Annotated in this window: 14 protein-coding genes; 4 read left to right on the top strand and 10 right to left on the bottom strand. The window is 74.4% G+C overall.

Going from position 1 to position 17,456, the window contains the following annotated elements:
• Positions 1-30: 30 nt before the first annotated feature.
• The 4 genes from JYK04_RS32935 to JYK04_RS32920 all read right to left on the bottom strand — a co-directional run bounded on the left by JYK04_RS32935 (position 31) and on the right by JYK04_RS32920 (position 8,320).
• Positions 31-4,692 carry a HEAT repeat domain-containing protein gene (locus tag JYK04_RS32935; RefSeq protein ID WP_189745963.1) on the bottom strand — a complete coding sequence of 1,554 codons (4,662 nt, stop codon included), beginning with the start codon at positions 4,690-4,692 and terminating at the stop codon, positions 31-33.
• A gap of 182 nt (positions 4,693-4,874) precedes the next feature.
• Positions 4,875-5,000 carry an ALQxL family class IV lanthipeptide gene (locus tag JYK04_RS32930; RefSeq protein WP_189745961.1) on the bottom strand — a complete coding sequence of 42 codons (126 nt, stop codon included), beginning with the start codon at positions 4,998-5,000 and terminating at the stop codon, positions 4,875-4,877.
• An 85-nt stretch (positions 5,001-5,085) separates the two neighbouring features.
• The gene (lanL, locus tag JYK04_RS32925) at positions 5,086-8,019 is read right to left on the bottom strand and encodes a class IV lanthionine synthetase LanL (RefSeq protein WP_189745959.1); all 2,934 of its coding nucleotides are present in this window, start codon (positions 8,017-8,019) and stop codon (positions 5,086-5,088) included.
• Between the two features lie 94 nt (positions 8,020-8,113).
• The gene (locus JYK04_RS32920) at positions 8,114-8,320 is read right to left on the bottom strand and encodes a hypothetical protein (protein WP_189745957.1); all 207 of its coding nucleotides are present in this window, start codon (positions 8,318-8,320) and stop codon (positions 8,114-8,116) included.
• A 221-nt stretch (positions 8,321-8,541) separates the two neighbouring features.
• Here JYK04_RS32920 and JYK04_RS32915 point away from each other — a divergent pair, with 221 nt between their 5' ends.
• Both JYK04_RS32915 and JYK04_RS32910 read left to right on the top strand, forming a co-directional pair.
• On the top strand, positions 8,542-9,618 hold the full coding sequence (locus JYK04_RS32915) for a hypothetical protein (protein ID WP_189745955.1): 1,077 nt from the start codon (positions 8,542-8,544) through the stop codon (positions 9,616-9,618).
• A gap of 61 nt (positions 9,619-9,679) precedes the next feature.
• On the top strand, positions 9,680-10,120 hold the full coding sequence (locus JYK04_RS32910) for a hypothetical protein (protein WP_189745953.1): 441 nt from the start codon (positions 9,680-9,682) through the stop codon (positions 10,118-10,120).
• A gap of 140 nt (positions 10,121-10,260) precedes the next feature.
• Here JYK04_RS32910 and JYK04_RS32905 read toward each other — a convergent pair whose 3' ends face one another.
• From JYK04_RS32905 to JYK04_RS32890, 5 genes are all read right to left on the bottom strand, one after another.
• Positions 10,261-11,637: a serine/threonine-protein kinase gene (locus JYK04_RS32905; protein ID WP_229876788.1), complete on the bottom strand. Its 1,377-nt coding sequence runs from the start codon at positions 11,635-11,637 to the stop codon at positions 10,261-10,263.
• A complete protein-coding gene (locus JYK04_RS41530; protein WP_229876784.1) occupies positions 11,634-12,413 on the bottom strand; it encodes an FHA domain-containing protein in 780 nt (259 codons plus the stop codon). Before JYK04_RS41530 ends, JYK04_RS32905 begins: the two co-directional genes overlap by 4 nt.
• Before the next feature lie 74 nt (positions 12,414-12,487).
• Positions 12,488-13,363, bottom strand: coding sequence for a peptidoglycan DD-metalloendopeptidase family protein (locus tag JYK04_RS32900; RefSeq protein WP_189745952.1), 876 nt, complete (start codon positions 13,361-13,363; stop codon positions 12,488-12,490).
• 136 nt (positions 13,364-13,499) lie between these two features.
• The gene (locus JYK04_RS32895; protein ID WP_229876787.1) at positions 13,500-14,192 is read right to left on the bottom strand and encodes a response regulator; all 693 of its coding nucleotides are present in this window, start codon (positions 14,190-14,192) and stop codon (positions 13,500-13,502) included.
• A 5-nt stretch (positions 14,193-14,197) separates the two neighbouring features.
• Positions 14,198-15,154 carry a sensor histidine kinase gene (locus JYK04_RS32890; protein ID WP_189745950.1) on the bottom strand — a complete coding sequence of 319 codons (957 nt, stop codon included), beginning with the start codon at positions 15,152-15,154 and terminating at the stop codon, positions 14,198-14,200.
• A 303-nt stretch (positions 15,155-15,457) separates the two neighbouring features.
• Between JYK04_RS32890 and JYK04_RS32885 the strand changes: the two genes are divergently transcribed.
• Positions 15,458-15,928 (top strand): cation:proton antiporter regulatory subunit, encoded by a 471-nt coding sequence (locus tag JYK04_RS32885; protein ID WP_189745948.1) that lies wholly within the window; start codon positions 15,458-15,460, stop codon positions 15,926-15,928.
• Positions 15,929-15,934: 6 nt separating this feature from the next.
• The gene (locus JYK04_RS32880) at positions 15,935-17,191 is read left to right on the top strand and encodes a cation:proton antiporter (RefSeq protein WP_189745946.1); all 1,257 of its coding nucleotides are present in this window, start codon (positions 15,935-15,937) and stop codon (positions 17,189-17,191) included.
• A 3-nt stretch (positions 17,192-17,194) separates the two neighbouring features.
• Here the strand turns inward: JYK04_RS32880 and JYK04_RS32875 are convergent, their stop codons facing one another.
• The gene (locus tag JYK04_RS32875) at positions 17,195-17,440 is read right to left on the bottom strand and encodes a hypothetical protein (protein WP_189745944.1); all 246 of its coding nucleotides are present in this window, start codon (positions 17,438-17,440) and stop codon (positions 17,195-17,197) included.
• Positions 17,441-17,456 lie beyond the last annotated feature (16 nt).

The raw sequence follows: 17,456 nt of genomic DNA, 5'->3' as shown, positions 1-17,456 counted from the left end.
CTTCCTGAAGGCCCGATGAGCGTGAGCTGATCACGGATTGCCGGGGACCCCTGGCCGGGCGTCCGGACGGGGCGTGATCTGTTCGAGGACCTCCGTATAGCGGGACCGTCGGTCGGGGCGGGCGTGGACGGCGGCATGCCTGAGGGCGGGGGTCGCCGACGTGCCCATGTCGATGAGCCCCTTGGCCGCAGTCCTGCGGACGACGGGATGGGGGTGCTCCAGCATTCCGGTCACGGCGGGTATCGCGGGTGTCCAGTTCGCGTGGCAGAGGATCCGGATCGCCGTGCGCACCAGGTCCGGTTGGGGGTCGTCCAGCAGGATCGACGTGTGGTGCAGGTAGGTCCGCCAGTCCAGCATGGCCCGTGAGGTCCGGTGCGCGTGCAGGCGGACCTTGGGCTTGGGATGGTGCAGCAGCTCTTCGATCAGCTCCCGCAGACGGGGGTCCTGGTCCGGTTCGGGGCCGCTGTGCCCTTCGGCCAGTCGCGCGAGTGCTCGGCGCACCCGCACCAGGTCGCCTTCACGGGCCTGGTCCAACAGCTCCTGCCGGGACGGTGGTCGTGATGCCCCCGGCGACGCGGCCGACGCACGGTCACGGTCACGGAGCGCTGCCAGCGCGGCGGCGTCCTGCCCCACCGCGTCCGGGCCGCGCAGCGGACCCTCGACGAGGAGCAGTCCGTCCGCGAGGTCGTCGCGTCCGTCGGCGCGCAGCCGCCGACAGGTCTGCGTCAGCGCGGGGGTGCGCAGCAGGGGACGCCCGCGGAGCAGGTCGAGGAATCCCCAGGCGCCGGCGTCGAGCCGGTCGCCGAGGTGCTCCGCCAGCACGTCGGAGGGGACCCGGCGCAGCGCCTGCCCGGCAGCGGAGCTGCCGGCCGGCGGGTCGTGCTCCCACCATTCCAGCAGGAGCGGGACCAGCGGTTCCAGGTCGCCCGGGTCGAGCCGGCTCGCCACGCGAGCGACCCTGTCGTGCAGGATGCCGTCCGCGCGGAGTTCCGTCCCGCCGATGGTGTTCAGTGCGCGGGCCAAGTCGACACCGACGGGTACGTCGATGCGGCCCTGCAGGAATGCGCGGAGCACGGCACGCCGCACCTCGGGCTCGGGCCACTCCAGGAGCGTCAGGGCCGCGGTGTGCCGGTGGTCCGGAGCGGGTGCCTGCAGCATGGCCAGCAGGCGCTCCAGCAGCGCGGTGGAACGGGGCTGGTCGAGGTCGTCGATGTGCACGGTCCGCGGTCGCGGCGCGGGTGCGTGGGTGGTCTCGGCGATGGTCCAGGGTGGTGCGTCGAGCGGCTGGATGTCCGTCATCCAGTCGACGAGCGCGGCGCGCGTCTCGGGGCCGGCCGCGGCGTAGGCGTCGATCAGCGCGCTCAGTCGGTCCCGGGAGCCCGGGATGCCGTCGCGCCGGCGGCGCAGAAGGCGGAGCAGACGGACCTGCTCCAGGGAGTTCGGCGTGCGCACCGCGGCATCCAGCGCGGCTCGCCACGCCTCGGCCCCGGCCCCGGCCCCGGCCCCGGCCGGCGAAGTGTGCGGGGCGGCGAACGCCTCCCGCAGTACGGCGGTTTCGGCCTGCCACGGGTCGGCGCCCAGCCGGGCCGCAGCGAGTGCCTGCTCGAGGTCGGCGCGGACCGGCACCGCGCCGAGGCCGCGGAGCAGCGTCAGTACGGACCTGCTCCCGGGTACGGAGGGCAGTGCGCGTACGGCGTCGGCGACGGCCGGCCTCAGAGCCGCCGGCAGCGTCGGCGCGACCGCTTCGAGCACCGCGACGAGGTCGTGCCGGTCTTCCGCCGAGGCCTCGGCGAGCCCGTCGAGCAGGACCCCGGTGGACCGGGCGAAGGCCGTCAGTTCCCCGGTCGTCCACGGTGCGGGGCAGAGCCGGAGGGTGAGCCGCAGTACGCGGTCCCGGACGGCGGGTTCGGAACCGGCCAGGCGGAGCCAGTCCGCCAGCAGCGGCCGCAGCGCCCGTAGTTGCGCGGGGTGCGGCTGCTCGGGGCGTTCGGCGAGGCGCAGCGCGACCGACGGATTCCAGCCCTCGGCCAGCAGTGACCTGACGTCGAGGTCTGCTCCGGTGTCCGCCGCCGGACGCGGCGCGGCGGGCGGGGTGATCCCGTGCGCGGCCAGGGCCGTCGACAGCTCCTCGACCGTCCCGGAAGCGAGGCCGACCCGGCCGGCCGCCACCAGGGCGAGCAGGGTCGGTGCGACCCGTGATGCCTGGTCGTCCAGGGCGAGGACCGAACGCGCCGACAGGGTGCGGTCGAGGCCCTCCAGCAGCAGTTCGCGGGCGCGGCCGTCTTCGGTGCGTTCGGCGGCGGCGAGGACGGTGGCCGGGTACGCGTCGCCGAGGATGGCGCGCAACGCCTCGACGAGCGCACCGCGCAGGCCTGGATTGTCGTGCCGCCCGAGCCACCGGAGCAGTGCCGGTACCGCCGTGGGCGTGCCCGCGCGGGCCAGAACCCCGGCGGCGGTCTTCTTGACGTTCATGTTCGGATGGCCGAGACACGCGGCGATCGCGGCGGATGCCCAGCGGGCCCGCGCGTGACCGAGGGCGAGCAGCGCCTGCCGGACGGTCTGGACGTCCTGGGCGGCGGTCAGCGCGATCAAGGTCGCCGACAGCGCCTGCGCGTCGTCCCCGGTGGCGTCGCGGGCCAGCAATGCGATCACATGCTTGCGCACGTGCCGGTCGCGGTGCCGCAGCAGGTGGTGGACCCGCGCGCGGGTGCGTACGCAGGGGGCTCGGAGCAGGAGTTCGAGCAGGATCGCCTGCTCGCCGCTCGACAGTCCCGGCCGCTCCAGCAGATCCAGCCCCATGGTCGCGACGAGTGCGTGTCCGGCCTCGGTCGCGGTCGCCGCATCGAGCATGCAGGACGGCCTGATCCGTCCCCGCTCGTGGAGACGACGGCCCAGGCCGTGTACGGCGTCCACGATCTCCTGGGGTACCACGGGCTCCCCGGCCGACTGTCCGCTTCCGGCTCCCGGGGCGGCTCCGCCCGGTTCCCAGGACGCCGCCAGCCCGGCGACGACACGCAGGAGCAGGTCCGCGATGACCGGCAGCGTGCCGACGCCGCCGTGGGCGGCGAGTCTGCACAGTGCCGCCACCGGTTCGTCCGGGTCCAGATGGGAACTCAGGAGGGCCAGCTCCCGCTCGTCCGGGCCGCCGAGATCCCTCGCGATACGAGCCGGCAGATCCGCGGGATCAAGGCGGACGAGGACGGCACGCCGCTCTGCCGGATCGTGGGTCAGATGCCACAGGATCTCGAGGGCCCGGTGCCGCACCGCGCGGAGGTGCGGCGCGATCACGCCCCCGCTCTGCGGCGTGGCGAGTCCGAGTCCTTCCCTCAGCGCTGTCGTCGTCCGGTGCCCGCCGATGGCCTCCAGAGCGTCCAGGGCCGCTGCGGGAGCGGACGGCAGGAGAGCGATCACGGCGTCTTCGGCATCCTCGTGGCGCAACGCACGGATCGCGTCGAGAAACGGGCCCGGCTCGGGAGCCGAAGGAAGAACCCGTGTGATCGCGTCCCCGATCGGCAGCTCCCCCGCCCCCTGTCCGGCGAGGGCGACCAGCAGCGCGAGCCGCCGCGGCCAGCTCGGATCGCCGGCGTCCGCGTCCACCAGTACACGGAACATCGCCTGTCGGGAGGTGAACAGGATCGTCGCGACCTCGTGGGGCGCGATCGTGTGATCGGCCAGCGCCAGGCCGATGACGGACGGGACGTGCGGATCGTCCGGGAAGTGCCCGCGCCGGTGGAGTCCGCGCAGGCAGGTCACCGCCGGCCCGCCGAACAGCAAGGGGTCCCGCGCGGCGACGGCCGTCAACGCGCCGATGTCGCCGCGGTCCGCCAGGTCACCGAGCAGTTCCATCGCGCGCCGGCGAAGACCCGGCGGCAGCTCCTCGTCGTCGACGACCTGCCACAGCAGGCCGCGGTGCCCATGATGGGAGGCGGCCGTGATCGCGGCATCGGCCACCTGGGGCCGTGCGATCACCGATTCGGGGGCGAGGAAGGGAGACAGGCGTCCCGGCGGCAGGGGATCCAATGCCGCCCACGGCCGGGTGAGTTCACCCAGGACGGCGGTGACGACGTCCGCGCTGTCGACACCGAGCAGGTTGATCACGTACTCGCGCACCAGTGCCGGGGCCAGCAGGCCGGCGTGCAGCCCCTGCCGGGCCAGCCGGAGCGCGGCGGCTTGCAGCACCGGGTCGCCGCTGCCCACCAGCTCGTTCACGAGCTGCTCGGGCCGGTGCGCGCAGGTGACGGTCAGGCCCCGCACGGCCTGGTACAGCAGTTCCCCCGGAGGCTCCTTCCGGATCGCCGCCGGCTCGTTGAGGAGTTCGGCGCGCAGCCAGGCGATCTGCACCGTGGCCGGCAGTCCGGCCGTACGCCACGAAGGCCGGCGGAGCCCCTGGCGATGCGGCTCCAGACGTTCGTGGAGCCGCGCCAGGACGAGCGCCGTCTCCGGCGGTCCCTCCACCGATACCGGCAGCAGCCCCGCGAGTTCGGCCATCTCCTGCTCGTCGGCCGGCCGGCCCGACGTGACGCGCTCGGCCAGGAGGACCAGCCCCAGGTGCCGAAGGCGGGGGTCGTCGTGCCGGATGAGGCGTTCGAAGACGGCCGGTTCGCAGATCCGCGCGTCAAGACGGCCGGCCAGCCAGCTGACGTCAGCCCGGCGCACCGCGTCACGGAAGGGCTTGTCCGCCTGCGTCGTCATCGTCGGATGCTAACGGGGATGTTTCCCGCTCCGCCAACGAGATGTACCCGGGGCGGCGTCACGGAGAGCGGCTCGCCGGGGCCGGCGAGCCCGGTGCGGCACGGCTGAGGGAGGGGACCGGAGCAGGGCTCCGGTCCCCTCCCGGGGGGCGGCGCAGGGGTCGCCGCCGGTTCAGCGGGCGATCAGCAGCCGCTGGTGTGCCAGCGGCAGGCGGTGATCAGCGCGGCGGCGTGCTCCTCGCCGCGGGCGTCCTCGGTACGGACGTCCTCGGGCAGTACCTGGAGGGCATCGATGTCGAACTCCGCCATGGCGGTCTCCTTCTGTGTGGATGGGACGGTGGGGAACGCCGGCCCCGACGGGGCCGGCAGCCGGTGGCCGGAGGCCACCGGACACTCAGGGGTGGGCGGATCCGCCCTCGGGCAGCCACGCTCGCGGGCCGCCGTACCGCAGCCGCAGGAGCAGCGACAGGCTCCCGGCGAGGCCGGTGGCGTACTCGGCCAGTACGCCCTTGCGGTTCTCGTCGGGCACCAGCAGCCGGCCGTCGCGCAGCACCGCCTGGGCCGCCATGTGCTCGACCAGCAGCTCGGCTCCGGCACGGTGGCGCGCATCGCCCGTCAGCTCGGCGGCGTCGAGCAGGAACTCGGCGTTGCCCGCGAGCCCGTGGCAGGTGGCGGGCGAATCGGTGACCCTGCCCGCTCCGACGGCGGCAGCCGCGCCCTCCACCAGCTCGGCCAGGCCCTCGTCGCGGGTGCCGGTGGTCGCCCGGAGGCGGACCAGGAAGGTCCCCACGCCCGAGGACCCGCTGCACCAGTGCCTGGCCAGGTCCGGGGAGTCCGTCAGGTGCCGGGCCCAGTCCACCGGCCACATGGTGCCCGCCGGTCCGCGGCGGGCGGCCTTGGCGAGGGTGGTGCCCGCCGCCAGGGCGGCCGCGCGCAGCCGCTCGTCGCCCGTCGCCTCCCCGGCGAGGAGCAGGAAGGTGCCGACTCCGGCCACCCCGTGCGCGAATCCGTAGTGCCAGGCGCCCGCCAGACCGGAGTCGAAGTCCTCGGGCACCGGCCAGAAGGTGCCCTCGGGCGTATGCCGAGCCGCTGCCAGCAGCCCCTCGGCGGCCTGCGCGGCCCGGTCGAGGAAGCGCGGGTCGCCCGTGGTGCGCCAGAAGTGCAGCTGGGTCAGGCCGGCGCCGGCCGCACCGTGACAGACATCGGGGTTGGGCCACTCCACGGGCAGCGCCAGGGCGAGGGCGACGGCGCGTTCGGTCAGCGCCGCGTCCTCCAGCGCCCGGGCGGCGTCGAGCAGGGCCCAGGCCGTGCCCGAGCGGCCGAAGTGGAGTCCGGGCAGGTTGCCGGGCAGGGCCTCCTGCCGCTCCGCCGTCCAGAGCGCGGCCGTGCGCAGCCCCGCGCGCAGGGCCTCCCCGGTGACCGGAGGTGCGTCCGGGGAGCCGGCCGCGAGGTCGTCCGCGTGGCGCAGGGCACGGGCGAGCACGCCCACTCCGCCGGCCGAGCCGTGCTGGAGGGCCACCGGGTCGCAGGTCGCGCCGAAGGAGTCGGCGGACCAGAGCCGGTCGGGGTCCGCGGGGCGCATGGTGGCCAGCAGGTGGGCGATGCCGTCGTGCAGCAGCCGTGCGCGCACCGCCGCCGGCTCCCCTGACCCGGTCGTCTCCCCGGACCCGGTCGTCTCCCCGGACCCGGTCGGCGCCGCGGACCCGGTGGACGCCGCGGAGCCGGTGGACGCCGTGGTCCCCTCCGCACGGGCAGGTGCGGCCTGTGCGGGCTGTTCCGCCGCCGCGCCGTCGGTGAGGAACTCCCGGGCCCGCTCCAGGGTCCAGCGGTCCGCGGGCGCGTCCCGCATCAGCCCGCGGACCAGCGGCCCGTAGCGGCGTACGAGCGGCCGGTCGCGGCCCAGCAGCTCCACGAGCCGGGACAGTCGCTCCTCGTCCGGGCGGGCTCCCGCGGGCCGGTCCTCCGCGAAGAGCGGATCCGCGCCGGTCAGTGCGTGCAGGACGGTGGCGCCCAAGGCGTAGAGGTCGACGCCGGGTCCGAACGCGGGGGCCACCGGATCGGCGGCGCGCAGTTCGGGGGCGGTGTAGCCGGGGGTGGCGCCGAGCACCCAGCGTTCGCCCTCCCGGGCGGCCATCTCCAGGTCGATCAGCCGTAGCCGCCCGCCGGGGGTGACCATGACGTTGTTGGGATTGAAGTCGTGCAGGGTGAGGCCGAGTTCGTGGGCGCCGCCGACCAGTTCGAGCAGCTGCCGGACGAGGGATCCGGCGGTCGGCCCGTCGGGGCAGCCGGCTCCCTCCCGGATCAGCCGCTCGGCGACGGTCCGGCGCAGGGTAGCCCCGGGGACGGACTCGGCGACCAGGAAGGCGCTGCCCTGCTGCTCGAACACCTCGACGAGCCGGGGAACCCGGTCGGGGAACCGCTTGCCGAAGCGCTGCAGGAGGGTCGCCTCCCGGCGCAGGAGGTCCCGTACGTCCAGCCCTTCGAGTCCCGCGCCCACATGAGGACGGGCCTGCTTGACGACCACCTGCTCGCCGGTGGCGGTGTCCTCCGCCCGGAACACGCCCCCTTTGTTGGAGTGCTGGATCGCTCCGCGTACGAGGTAGCGCTCGTTCAGCAGCACCGGCTTCGCGGTGGCCGTGCTGCGGGCGGGCGCGGCCGGACGTCCCGGGAACGGGTCGTCCGCCCAGGACGGCGGGCTGTACCAGGCGTTGCGCTCGTCGGGCACGGGCCGCCCCTCGGGGTCCCGCAGGCGGGCGGCGAAGGCGCCGTCGGCCGTGAGTTCGGGCGCTGCCGCGAACACCCCGTAGCGGTAGTAGACCTGACTGTCCGGCAGGTAGCGCCGGTCGGAGAGCACCGCGGGACCGGGCAGTCCCACGGTGGCCCGGTGCAACTCCTCGGCGAGCAGCCGGAACTGGGTGTCGTCGACCGGGTAGACCGTGATGAACTTGCCGCCTCCGCCCCGGGCGAAGCGCCCCGAGACCAGGGCGGCGACCCGTGCGGGGCTCGCCGCGAACTTGAACGGCGCCCGGTGGGCGGTCAGCACCTCGGCGGCCCGGGCCAGCACCAGCGGCGCCGAGAGGGGGGTGGCCGAGACGTGCAGCTTCCACCCCTGCGTGCGGCGGACGGCGTCCCCCGGCCGGACGTGGCACCAGAACTCGCCCGCCTCCACGGCCCAGTCCTGCGTCGCCCCTGCCCGTCCGGTCACGCCCCGCGCGAGGACGGCGCGTACCAGATCGGGGAGCAGCGCCAGGTCCGCGGGGCCCTCCGGGCGTGTCCGCCGCGGCCCGGTGAGGGGCGGCCGGGACGCGGTCTCGGGCAGTGATGACACGTTCTACGACCTCGCACTTCGCTCTTCGTACTTCGCACTTCGCACGGCGGAACCGATGAGGCGGACGGCCGGGACCGACGCGGCCGGGACACCCTCAGAGAGGGGGCCGGATGTAGTCGTCGCCCCAGCTCGTGTCGAGAATTTCCGCGGCGAGGTACGCGGTCGCCCCGCCCTGTGCACCCTGCGCACCCCCGTGGCTCCCGGCGGCCTCCCCCGGTCCGGCTCCCGCTCCGGCGGCGACCGGGGCTGCGCCGGCCAGCAGGACCGCGAGGAGGAGCAGACAGCGGAGGGTTCGGGACATGGGGCAGCTCCTGGATGGGGAGGGCGTGGATCGGGCGGCGCACGCCCGGGTCGGGCGCGTCGGACGGTTCACGCCCGGTGTCCACCTGTCGGCCCGGTGGGGTGTGGTGTGGCCCGGCCGGAACTCAAGGCTCTTACGGTTGTGCCCCCTTGGTCCAGCGCCGTGAGCTGGCAATAGCCTGCATGGCACGGAAGTAGCACGGCCGCATTGCGGGGGAAATCATGACCATCCATGCCAAATCAATCGAACTGCCGCGTCTGGACGCCCGGGCCGTCGCGGTCTTCGAGTACGCGCTGTCGCAGGGCAGCCTCAAGCGGTGGCCGCCCGACGTTCCCGAAGCCCTCGGGATGAGCCTGCAGGACGTCGAAGGGGCCTGCCGCACCCTGCTGTCGCTCCGGCTGCTGCGCCCGGCACCCGACAGCCCCGAGGAGCTGGTACCGGTCAGCCCGGACGCCGCCGCGGCCGAGGCGGTCGGCCCGCTGGAGGCCCAGGTCGCACAGGCCGCCGCGCACGCCCAGTCCGTACGCGAGGACCTGCGCATGCTGATGCCCCACTACCGCGCCGCCCAGCGCGAACGCGACCACCGGCAGGGCGTGGACGTGCTGCCCGACCTCACCGCCGCCTCGGCGATGCTCACCCAGGAGTCGGCCCGCTGCCGGGAGGAGGTGTTCAGCATCCAGCCGGGCGGCGGCCGGGCCCCGCACCGACTCGGGGACGCCATCGAACGGGACCTCGCGATGCTGCGCCGCGGCGTCGTGATGCGCACCCTCTACCAGCACTCGGCGCGCGCCAGCCTTTCCACCCAGGGGTACGTGGAGACGCTCACGCAGGCCGGCGCCGAGTACCGCACCGCCGCCGAACTGCCGGACCGGGCCGTGGTGTTCGACCGCTCGGTGGCCTTCCTGCCGCGGCGTGCCGACGGCGGCCCGGGAGAGGGGGCGGTACTGGTCCGGGACCCGGACGTGGTGGCGTACCTGTGCCGGGTCTTCGACCAGCACTGGTCCGGCGCGACCCCGTTCCACGGCAGCAGCGAGGCCGCCTACAAGGAGGTCGGCCCGAGCCTGCGCCGGGCGCTGGTCGGACTGCTGGCCGAGGGGGCCAAGGACGAGGTGATCGCCCGGCGGATGGGCATGTCCCTGCGCACCTGCCGCCGCCACATCGCCGATCTGCTGGAGGAGCTCGGCGCCGAGAGCCGCTTCCAGGGCGGCGCCCTCGCCGAACGCGCCGGGCTCACCACGGCGGAGTGGCCCGCGGCGGGGGATGGACGGCGGCCCGAGGACGGACGCACGGCCGGGTGAGATCATCTTCTGTGAACAGGTGGCGCCCCCGCATCGTCCACCCGCAACCGGATGGGTACCGATGACCGCCACCGCACCTTCCCCCGCCCCGGGCGAAGGCACCGCGCGCCCGCGTGCCGCCACGTTCGGCACCGTGACGGCGGCGCTGATGGTGCCGCTCCTGATCGTGGCCGGTGTGGCGGCCTCCCTGCACACGCAGGAGATCGAGTCCGAGTGGGCCGAACGGCAGCAGAAGGCCTGCCGGCACCTGCCCTTCCCGATGGCGGAGTACGCCGCCGGGTGGGCCGGTGTCCTCCTCGGGGTGGCGGCGGTGGCGGTGTGCGTGCTGCTCGCGCGGCGGCTGCGCGGCCGGTACGGCGTCCGGCTCGGGGAGACCTGGCCGGGTCTGCTCGCCGGCACCACCGTCTGGTTCAGCGTCCTCGCGATCCCGATGGAGCTGATCCAGCTGTACGTCGTGTACGCGGCCGCCGCGTCGGGGGTCAACCTCGGCGACGGGTGTTAGGCCGTCGCCCGGCCTCCGCCGATCGGCTCACCGCGCTCCCTGCGGGGGCGGGAGAGGGCTCGATCGGCCCGATTGGCTCGAATCGCTCGGTCGGCCGGCGGGCGGCGCGGGGCGGCAGGCCCGCCGTGTGCCGGCAGCCCTCAGCAGTTCGGCACCCAGGCGTGGGAGCGCGGGAGGGCCGTGCCGCCCAAGTTGGTTCTCGTACGCACCTTCACACAGCCCAGCGGCTCCTGTTGGGCGGGCCGGCCGTAGTAGACGACGTCGACCTTGGTCGCACCCTCGGTGAGGTCGAACCCGTTGTTGAAGACCGAGCGCGGCGCGCTGCGGGCCGTCCAGGGACAGGGGGCCGGGCCGTCGATCCAGTCGGCGCCGCCGTCGACCCAGGAGCACATCTCGCCCCGGCCGTCCTCCTCCGAGAAGAAGCAGACCGCCCCGCGCCAGCACCGTTCGTACCCCAGCGCCCCGCCGGAGTCCCCGAGGTGGAACAGGCCCGAGCCCCATACGGCGCCCAGGCCGGCGGCGAGCGCCGCCGTACCGGCCGCGATCAGCGCGCGGCGCCGCCCGCGGGGTACGGAAACGCGCGGGGCCGACGGAGTCGGCGGGGCCGGCGACGGGGCGGCGGCCGCCACCACCACGCGGCGCAGCAGCGACGCGGCGGTGTGCGCGGCCCGGTCCTCGTGTCTTCGGGCCAGGCAGTCGCGGACGATGTCCCGCCAGTGCTCCGGGAGTCGTGGCGACAGCCGCAGCTCCTCCTCGCCCCTGGCGTAGCGCAGCGCGGCGTCCCGGCGGGCAGCGGGGGTGCCGCCGGGCAGCGGCAGTGCGCCGGTCAGGACGACGTGGGCCAGTACGCCGAAGGCCCAGATGTCGGCCGTCGGGCGGATCTTCGTCCCCCGTTCGCCGACCTCCGACCAGAGCAGGTCCGGCGGGGTGTAGTCGGGGGTGGCGAAGGCCGGGGAGTAGGCGTGGGTGCCCTCCAGCTCCGCGGCCATGTTGAAGTCGCCCAGCCGTGCCGTGCCGTCGGCCATCAGCAGGACGTTGCCCGGCTTGAGGTCGCCGTGCACCCAGCCCGCCCGGTGCAGTTGGTCGAGCCCCTCGCAGACCTGGGCGAGCAGGGCGGGTCCGGCCGATGGCACTCCGTCGGCCAGCAGGGTGTCCAGGGAGCCCTGTGCCTCCTCCAGGACGAGGACGGTGGCGCCGTCGAGTTCGGGCCGGCCGGGGTCGTCGACCGTGAGGACCTCGTAGAGCCGGATCAGCCGGGGTGTGCGCACCCGGCGCAGTACCTCGGTCTCGCGCTCGGCGAGCTCGACCAGGTGCCGTAACTGGCGCGGGGTGCGGGTACCGGTCGGCAGGACCTTGAGCGCGGCCCGGCCGGGCAGGCCCGGCTCGGGCACGGCGCGCAGGGCCGCGTAGACGCTGCCGAAGGCGCCGGCCCCCAGCAGGTGCCCGACGGCCCAGGGGCCGACGCGGTAGCCGGCCGGGACTTCGAGGGCGCCGGGGTGGCCGGCCTTCCCGGTCAGCGGGCGGTACCGGTCGGGGCGGCCGGCAGGGCCGCCAGGTCGGTCTCGCGGACGAGGTCGAAGCGCAGGGCCAGCGAGACCAGGGTCTCCTTCTTGCCGACCAGCCGCGGCCCCGGATCCACCGTGTCGGGGCCGGGCTTGAGGCGCAGTTTGACCGCGAGGTAGTCGATGTTCCACTGCACGGCGGCGCGGTTGGCCGCGGGCCAGGAGGGCTTCAGCCGTTCGACCACCTGCTCGACGGTGGGCAGGGGCGCGTGCGGTGCGCCGCGCAGCCTCGGCTCGCAGAGCGCGGTGAGGACCAGGAAGTACCGGCTGGAGCGGTCGAGCGGGAAGGGGAGTGCGGTCGGCTCCCCGTCGGGCTCGCCCGGATCGTCCCGGTCGGCGTAGTCGTGGCGCGGTGCCCAGACGTCCAGGGTGAGCAGTTCGGAGCCGGCGGGCAGGACGAGCCGGGCGAATTCGAACGGGACCGGTGCGTCCAGCCGGCCGGGGGCGATCTTGATGTGCTCGCCGGCGCCCTCGGGGTTCTCGACCACGTACGTCGCCGAGCGGGAGAAGTTGCTGAGCGACCAGTACGTGGCCGTGGCGGTGATCTCCCCCGCCGAACGCGAGACGCCGGCGTGCGGGACGTGCAGGGTGTCCGGGCCGCCACCACCTCCGGTGCCGATGCCGCTGCGGCGGAGGGGTCCACGGCCGAACCGGAGGGTCTGCCCCGGTGCCAGGCGGATCTGTGCGGCCGGGGACATGGTGGGCCCCGGGACCACGATGATGCTGTTCACGCTGCTTCCTTCCCCGAAGGTGCAGGGGAAGGTTAGCCAGCGGAATCAATCGTTCCCGCAACAATGACCGGTCTTCAGCACTCTCCTCGCCACTGGAAGCGCTCGATGGTCCGGCCTCCGGCCGGGAGGTTCCCGCGCCCCTCGTCCCAGCCGCGGTGCAGACAGGCGCTGCCGCCCTCCCGGAAGTACACCTGTACGTGGTCGTAACCCGGCTGCGGCGTGCCGTTGTTGAAGAAGGACCTGCGCAGCCCACACGTGCTCCGGGGCTCGTCGGTGGCGGAGCGGCAGACGGTGCCCGTGCCGTCCGCGCCCGAGTAGAAGCAGACGTGGCCGGACGGGCAGTCCTGCCAGGCGGGGGGCGGTGTGCCGGTGCAGTTGCGGCTGGTGACGCTCGGCCATTCCTTCGCGTCGCCCGTGTACTCGACCCCGTCGAAGTGGGCCGGGACGCGGTGGCTCTCGTCGGTGAAGTCGCCCGACGCGAGGTAGCGCTGCTCGTAGTGCAGGTGGGACCAGGTGGAGGCGCCCGAGGTGCCGATGCGGCCGATCCGGGTGGACGGCTGGACGGGGTCGCCCTTCTTCACGTAGGTCGCCGGGTCGTCCTTCAGGTGGTAGTACGCCGTGAACCAGCCGTTGCCGTGGTTGATCTGGATGGTGTTGCCCGAACCGTTGGTCCAGTACGTGGCGGCCACCGTGCCGGCGGCGGACGGCAGGACGGGCAGTCCGTCGGAACCGGTGTTGCCCTCCACCACGATGTCCAGTGCCGGGTTGTGGCCCCAGGTGTTCAGCTGCCAGGTGGTCCCGCACGGGAAGGGGAGCTGGAACAGCGGCTTCGCCGCAGCGGGCGCGGGGACGGGGGCGGTGGCGGAGGCGGGCGCGGGTGTTCCCGCCAGCACCAGTCCCGCCAGGCACATCAGCACCAGCGCCCACAGCCTGCTCGGATACCGCAGCACGTCTTTCCCCTCCCGGACCCTGTGGACGGCGCCCGGACGGGCGGTCCCCCGCGCCATGCTCGGGCCGGGGCCCGAACGGCACCACCTCGCATCTACGAGGGTGGCTGCGGGCGGCGGCCTGCCAGGCCGTGTCCCCCTACGGCTCGATGAGTCCGACCCGGATCGCGTAGCGGGTCAGTTCCAGGCGGTCGCGCATCCCCAGCTTCTGGAGCAGGTTGGCCCGGTGGCGCTCCACCGTCTTGGCGCTGATGACGAGGAGGTCGCCGATCTCCTTCGAGGAGTGGCCCTCCGCGACGAGCTTGAGGATCTCCTCCTCGCGCTCGGTGATCGCCCGGGCGGGCAGCGGATCACCCTGGCGGGCCCGGTCCAGGTAGTTGCGGATGAGCGTCGTCTCGGCCCCCGGGTAGATGAAAGGCTCGTCCCGGATCGCCGCCCGGCACGCCTCGACCAGATCGCGGTCGGCGACCGACTTGGGGACGTATCCGGCCGCCCCGGCCTTGAGCGCCTCGAAGAAGTACTGCTCGTTGTCGTACATGGTCAGGATGAGGATGCGCAGCTCCGGGCGCAGCCGGGAGAGTTCCCGTGCGGCCTGCAGTCCCGTCATCCGGGGCATGGCCACGTCGAGGACGGCGAGGTCCACCTCCCCGGTACGGGCCAGGGCGACGGCCTCCGCTCCGTCACCGGCCTCGGCCACCACCGTCAGGTCCGGCTCGGCGTCGAGGATGAGCCTGACCCCGCGCCGTACGAGGGCGTGGTCGTCGGCGAGCAGGACGCGCGTCGGCGGCCGCAGCGGTGTGGGCGATGAGGTCAGCGGGGGCGACGGGGGCAACGGGTTCAACGGGATACCTCCGTGGTCGCGACCGGTACGTCCAGCCGTACGTCGGTGCCGCCCCGCGGGCCGCTTCCGATGGCGAGGTCCGCGCCGATCAGCAGGGCCCGTTCCCGCATGCCCTGGATCCCCGCGCCCTCGCCGGCGGGGCCGATGCCCCGGCCGTCGTCCCGTACGAGCAGCCGGACCGCGCCGTCGGGCCGGCCCGACAGGTGTACCTCGACCTCGCTCGCGCCCGCGTGCCGGGCGGCGTTGGTCAGGGCCTCCTGGGCGACCCGGTAGAAGACGAGTTCGGCCGCTTCGTCCAGCGGGGGCACGTGCGGGCCGATGACGTGCCGCACCGTCAGCGATCCGCTGGTGAACTCGGCCGTCAGCGCGCGCACGGCACTGTGCAACCCGAGCTCCTCCAGGACCCCCGGGCGCAGCCTGCGGGCGATGCGGCGGATCTCGTCCAGGCCGGCACGGGTGGTCTCCTGCACCTGGCGGAGCTCCTCCCGCAAGGGGGCCGGGGCGCGGTCGGCCGCGTGCTTGAGCTGGAGCAGGACCGCGGTGAGGGTCTGGCCGACCTCGTCGTGGAGTTCCCGGGCGATGCGCCGTCGTTCGGCTTCCTGCGCGCAGAGGGCGCGGGCGCTGCTGCCGGCCCGTTCGGCCTCCAGCCGGCCCAGCATGGCGTTGAAGGAGGTGGTCAGCTCGGCCACTTCGGCGGGACCCTCCACCCGGGCCCGGCCGCCGGGGCGCAGCAGGTCGACCGCGCTCATCGCGCGGGTCAGCCGGCCGAGCGGTGCCAGCCCGATCCGGAGCAGGGCGGCGTTGGCGATCAGCATGGCGGCCAGCCCGGCGAGCAGCACCACGGCCTCGCCGAAGAGGACCGGGGTGGACACGGTGACCGGGCCGAGCAGCAGCAGGACGGCGGTGACGAGGACGGCCGCGTTGAGCAGGAAGATCCGCCAGTACAGCGACACGGGCGTCCCTCCCCTCGTTCCGGGATCCGCCGATCCGGCGGACCACTTGCTTCCACTATCCCCGCCGATACGCCCCCGCACCTGCGGTGACCTGCGGCGGGACCCGCGCGGGGACCGGTGTCCCCGCTTCAGCCTGTCGTCCGCCGTGGCTCTTGTCCATCCGTGCCGACACCCATATCCCGCCCCCTGCCCGAGGTGGCACCATGAGCCCGCGCGGCAGCCCGGACCTGCCTTTGGGCGGCGCTGCGCCGCACCACCGTCGAACACGAAGCAAAGGGGGACAGAGCCGTGCCCGCTCCACGGATGAGCACCACGCCACTGCCCGGCATCGGGGTCCAGTACGACCTCACCACCCGCGAGCGGCGCCACCTGTCGGTGATCGCCCACCGCGACGGCACCCGTACGGTGAACGTCTACCGCGCGGACGATCCCGACGCGTGCGCCCAGTCGCTGCACCTGTCCGGGGCCGAGACGACCTCGCTGATCGACGCCCTGATGCCCGCGCACCACAGCCCCAACCTGCTGCACACCACCGACCTCGGGCTGGTCGCCGAGCGCATCGAGCTGTCCGCGCACTCGTACTGGAACGGCCGGCTGCTGGGCGAGACCCGGATGCGGACGGAGACCGGGGTCTCGATCGTGGCGGTCCTGCGGCGGGCCGAGGCCCGCCCCTCCCCCGCGCCCGACTTCCGCCTCGCCGGCGGGGACACGCTCATCGTGATCGGCACCCGCGAGGGCGTCGACGCCGCCGCCTCCATACTCGGACGGGAGTAATCGCCTGTGCACTCCGCCGTCTTCCTGATCGAGTTCGGTGCGATCATCCTGGGCCTGGGTCTGCTGGGCAGACTCGCCGGGCGCTTCCGCTTCTCCCCGATACCCCTGTACCTGCTGGCCGGTCTCGCCTTCGGCACGGGCGGGCTGCTGCCCATGGGCGCGAGCGAGGAGTTCGTGGCGATCGGCGCCGAGATCGGCGTCATCCTGCTGCTGCTGATGCTGGGGCTGGAGTACACGGCCACCGACCTGGTCTCCAACCTCAAGACCCAGTACCCGGCCGGGCTGGTCGACTTCACCCTCAACGCCGTACCCGGGGCGGTCGCCGCGCTGCTGATGGGCTGGGGTCCGGTGGCCGCCGTGGTCCTGGCGGGGGTCACCTGGATCTCCTCCTCCGGCGTCATCGCCAAGGTGATGGGTGACCTCGGGCGGCTCGGCAACCGCGAGACCCCGGTCGTCCTCAGCGTCCTGGTCCTCGAGGACCTGGCCATGGCCGTCTACCTGCCCATCGTCACCGCGCTGCTGGCCGGGGTCGGTCTCGCGGCGGGCAGTCTGACCCTGGCGATCGCCCTCGGCGTGGCGGGCGCGGTGCTGTTCGTCGCCGTCCGCTACGGCCGGCTCATCTCTCGGTTCGTCTCCAGCGACGACCCGGAGAAGCTGCTCCTCGTCGTCCTCGGCCTGACCCTGCTGGTCGCGGGCATCGCCCAGCAGCTGCAGGTCTCCGCCGCGGTCGGCGCGTTCCTGGTCGGCATCGCCCTGTCCGGTGAGGTGGCCGAGGGTACGCACACCCTGCTCAGCCCGCTCCGGGACCTGTTCGCCGCGGTGTTCTTCGTCTTCTTCGGCCTGCACACCGACCCGGCCAGCATCCCGCCCGTGCTGCTTCCGGCGCTCGCGCTCGCCCTGGTCACCGCCGGTACGAAGATCGCCACCGGGTACTGGGCCGCGAAGCGCGCCGGGGTCGGGGTCAAGGGCCGCTGGCGGGCCGGCGGAACCCTCGTCGCCCGCGGGGAGTTCTCGATCGTCATCGCCGGTCTGGCCGTCACCGCCGGCATCGAACCGGCCCTCGGGCCGCTGGCCACCGCCTACGTGCTGATCCTCGTGGTGATCGGCCCGCTCACCGCCCGCTACACCGAGCCGCTGGCCGCCCGGTTCCGGGGGCGGCGCGCCGTGGACACCCCGCTGCTCGCGGCCGTACCCTCCCCCGCGCGGTCCCCGGAGGCCCTCGCGGAGCCGGCCCCCGACCAGGATCCGGCCGGGCTGCCGTAGCGCTCAAGGGGGTGCCACCGGCTTCGGCCGGCGGGGCGTACGGGGCTCCGCGCCCAGGCGGTTGACCGCCAGGGCGGCCACGACCAGGCCGGCCGCGAGTACGAGCCCGTTGGGCAGGGTGGCCCCGGCCACCGCGGCCCAGACCCCCAGGGCCATGGCCAGCCAGGCGCCCGCCCGGCGGTACGCGCGGGGCCGGAGCCCTGGCCGGGCTTCGGGGCCGGTGGTCCTCACGTCCTCGGATCGCGGCATGACCCCGCTCCTTTCC

Origin of the sequence: Streptomyces nojiriensis (assembly GCF_017639205.1) — a bacterium.
In the GTDB taxonomy this organism is placed as follows: domain Bacteria; phylum Actinomycetota; class Actinomycetes; order Streptomycetales; family Streptomycetaceae; genus Streptomyces; species Streptomyces nojiriensis.
This window is presented reverse-complemented; position numbering and strand designations above follow the sequence as displayed.